At 62.5% G+C, this 803-nt stretch carries 1 protein-coding gene; it reads right to left on the reverse strand.

What is annotated here, in order from left to right:
• Window positions 1-803 (reverse strand): ABC transporter permease subunit (locus ACT6Q8_RS25550; RefSeq protein ID WP_444739482.1); only part of this gene is annotated, 803 nt, incomplete at both ends.

Below are 803 nucleotides of genomic sequence, written 5' to 3' on the forward strand. Positions count from 1 at the left end.
CCATAGACCAGATCGACCAGAAGGTTCATCAGCACGATCAGACTGCCATAGGTAATGACGGTACCCATCACCAGCGTGTAATCGCGGTTGATGGCGCCCTGCACGAAATAGCGGCCGATGCCGGGCAGGCCGAAAATCTGCTCGATCACCACCGACCCCGTCACCAGACCGGCAATGGCCGGCCCCAGATAGGAAATGACGGGCAACAATGCCGCGCGCAGCGTGTGGCGCGTGATGATCAGATGTTCGGGCAGGCCCTTGGCATGGGCCGTGCGCACGAAGTTGGAACGCAGCACCTCCACCATGCCGCCGCGCGTCAGGCGGCTGATGATGGCGATCTGCGGCAAGGACAGGGCGATGACGGGCAGCACCAGATTGCGGAACGACCCATCGCCCAGACCCGCCACCGGCAGCCAGCCCAGATAGATGCCAAACACCAGCGTCAGCAGCGGCGCCATCACGAAGTTCGGGATGGTGATGCCCACCATGGCGACACCCATGATGGAATAGTCGGTCTTGGTGTTCTGGCGCATGGCGGCCAGGATGCCCAGCGTACAGCCAATGATCACCGCCAGCGTGATGGCCGACAGGCCCAGCTTGAGGGACACGGGGAAACCCGTCCCGATCAGTTCGGAGACGGAGAAGTCCTTATAGGTGAAGGAGGGGCCGAAATCGCCCTGCACCGCATTGCCCAGATAGATCAGGAACTGCTGCCAGACCGGCTTGTCCAGATTATAGGCCGCCTTCAGGTTCGCCTCGATCTCCGGCGGCAGCACGCGTTCGCTGTCGAACGGGCCACCCGG

The sequence above is a fragment of the Niveispirillum sp. genome, assembly GCF_052437035.1.
GTDB lineage: Bacteria > Pseudomonadota > Alphaproteobacteria > Azospirillales > Azospirillaceae > Niveispirillum.